Source organism: Mitsuaria sp. WAJ17, from assembly GCF_014174515.1.
Lineage (GTDB): Bacteria > Pseudomonadota > Gammaproteobacteria > Burkholderiales > Burkholderiaceae_C > Roseateles_B.
This window is the reverse complement of record NZ_JACJUG010000072.1, coordinates 1-2,888: the sequence shown is the minus strand read 5'-3', so window position 1 is coordinate 2,888 and position 2,888 is coordinate 1. Positions and strand designations below refer to the sequence as shown.

Here is a 2,888-nt window from a genome sequence, read left to right as displayed (position 1 = left end):
ATGGCTTCATGATCCTGCTCCTGTTGAAGAGCGAGGCGGAATGCCTCGCTGGTCAACGGTGGCAGGAATAGGGCTTCGAGCGGCAGCGAGCCTGGCCGAAGCGGCTACCGCGAGAGCGGTTTAGTCCATCGCTGCAAACCGGCCCCTGACAGTCTTTGCTTTTGTTCACCCTTTCGAAGGAGCCAAAGTCTGGACCTTTGACAGTCTTTCGAAATGGCGCACGGCCTGGGCAAGATCTGACACTCTTAAATTATTCGATCATCCTGTCCTACGCTGACATTCAATTTGGAAAGTTTCCCCCCAGGAATGCACTCGCGGGACATTTAGTTGACCAATTTGGAGAATTCCAAGCCGTCCTACATGTCCAGCTCAGCGGCATGAGCGGAGCGGCGGGGCTTTCAGTCGCCGCATAGGAGAAAGGCCCGCTATGCCGAGTGGTCCGTCTGGATTGGTCTTGCCGCAGAGGCCGAGGTGGCTTCCAGACGAACTCTTGGGCGGGTGGCCATCGGCGCTGAAGGCAAAGGCCAACTTGCTGGATGCATACGTAGAACGGTAAGCGCCGCCATCGCGGGCGAAACGATAAGCAGTGCCTGCCATGCCTCCAAGCCTGATGTCTGTACTGTTGAGCCAATGGCATCGTCGATTTCGCCGGCGGCAAAGCTGCTATTCGCGACCCGCCGCCTTTGGCGAGGGCCTGAAGCTCGAACTGGAATGGGCTGTCCACTCTTTGCGGCGTGTAGTGATTGGAGCCCGCTGAAGTCTCACTTTGAGCAGGGGCTCTGATCTCATCTTCCTCCATGCCACGATGCCTTTGGAATCAGCGGCGGCCCCAGTGCGCCTAGCTGAAGCGCTCTTCTTTCTCCTCCCTCCCCAATTTTGGGGGGGGTGATGTGTCTTCCCATGTCGGTTAGTGTCCCGGCCTTGTGAGCGGCGCTGGTGGTTCGACAGGAACTGAACCATGGCTCTGTACCTCACTGTGAGGCGCTAGTCTGAGAAGAAGTTCGATATATGCGCCATTTCCTTACCGTGTTATGGGAGTGGTGCAAATGGGGCGACGCAATGAGGTAGGTAAGAGGAGCAAGAGCCTAAGTGCAACAGCCTCATTGCTTCTCATGAAGGGCTGTCTTTCGTTGGCGGTCACTCTGGCGACTGCGTCGGTTAATGCCGACACCTACCACGATCAGCAGCACGAGCTGGTGCGGGCCTCGCGCGCCGTCAGCGCCCTGGGCCCCAACCTCTTCGGGGACAAGATCAACCACTACACCGGCGCGCTGGAGTTCGTGCAGCTGGATGTCGGCCTGCCGGGCAACGATGGGCTGGGGGTGGGCGTCGGGCGCCGCCTGGTGCCCGGCTATGCCGCGCGCCAGCGCCTGGGCGCCTTCGGCAACTGGGACCTGGAGCTGCCGCGCATCCAGGGCACCTTCTCCAACAAGTACGGCTGGTCCTTCGGCCTGGGCCAGGGCACGAACCGCTGCAGCAACTTCACCGGCCCCGGCACCGTGACCGGCACCAATGGCGACTCGTACTGGGACCAGGAGGAGTACTGGAAGGGCCACCAGCTCTATGTGCCCGGCGCCGGCGCCGACGAGATCCTCAAGGTGGGCGCCACCACGCCCGCCGTGCCGGCCGACGGCCAGAGCTACCCGCTGGTCACGCGCCACCAGTGGGCCCTGCGCTGCACGGCCCTGACCAGCAACGCCTTCACCACCGCCAGCGTCAACAACCAGGGCGAGGGCTTCATCGCCCGCAGCCCGGACGGCGTCAGCTGGCGCTTCGACTGGCTGGTCCGGCGCAAGACGGACGTGATGTACCGCTCCACCTTCAGCCCGCAGGCCGCCACGCCGCCGGGCAAGGTGGCCACGGCGGTGGGGACGCCCTCCCTGCTGCGAGACGAAGTCTGGCTGCTGCCCACCGAGGCGCGGGACCGCTTCGGCAACACGGTCAGCTACGCCTACGACCCGGCCGCGCCCTGGCGCCTCAAGACCATCACCGGCTCGGACGGCCGCGTCATCACCCTCAGCTACGGCAGCGGCAGCGACCGCGTCACTAGCATCACTGATGGCACCCGCAGCTGGACCTACAGCTACAGCAGCGCGGGCGAGCTGCTCAGCGTCACCCAGCCGGACGGCAGTCTGCTCGGCATCAGCGGGGCGGACGCCATCAGCGTCACGCCGCGCTACGGCCGGGATCCCGGCTGCGCCGGCCTGGGCGACGAGGGCGTGCAGGACTTCACCGGGGTGATCAGCTTCACCCACCCCAGCGGCGCCACCGGCAGCTTCACCGTGAAGCCCGTGAGTCACGCACGTTCCTACGTGCCGCAGAACTGCTTCGGGGAGTACGGCACCTACGCCCGCTTCCCCCGCTACTTCGCCACCACCGCCCTCACCGCCAAGCAGATCAGCGGCCCGGGCCTGCCGTCCTTGAGCTGGACCTACAGCTACAGCAGCCCGGCCGGCCAGGGCAGCTGGAGCGACTGCACCGGCAGCTGCCCCGACACCAAGACCGTCACCGTGGACGGCAGCGACGGCCGCCGCCTGGTGCATGTCTTCGGCACCCGGGTGGACCGCACCGAGGGTCAGCTCTTGCGCCTGGACGAAGGGCCCAGCAGCGGCGGCGTGCTGCGCAGCACCGCCAGCAGCCACCGCATCGGCCGCGAGATGGGTATCAGCATCCTGCAGATGGGCGACAGCGCCAGCGCCGTGCGCACCGACCCGCTGCAGCAGCGCACCATCACCCAGCAGGGCACGAGCTTCAGCTGGACCGCCACGGCCTTCGACAGCTTCGAGCGGGTCACCAGCCAGCAGCGCAGCGGCCCGGGCGGCAGCCTCAGCGAGACGCTGAGCTACGAGGACAAGCTCGGCCAGTGGGTGCTGGGCCAGCTCAAGACC

The 2,888-nt window shown here is 65.3% G+C and carries 1 protein-coding gene; it reads left to right on the top strand.

Annotation, left to right across the window (positions count from 1 at the left end; genetic code table 11):
- Nucleotides 1-1,112 precede the first annotated feature (1,112 nt).
- A partial coding sequence (locus H5407_RS23350; protein ID WP_183106887.1) for an RHS repeat domain-containing protein occupies nucleotides 1,113-2,888 on the top strand: 1,776 nt, incomplete at its 3' end.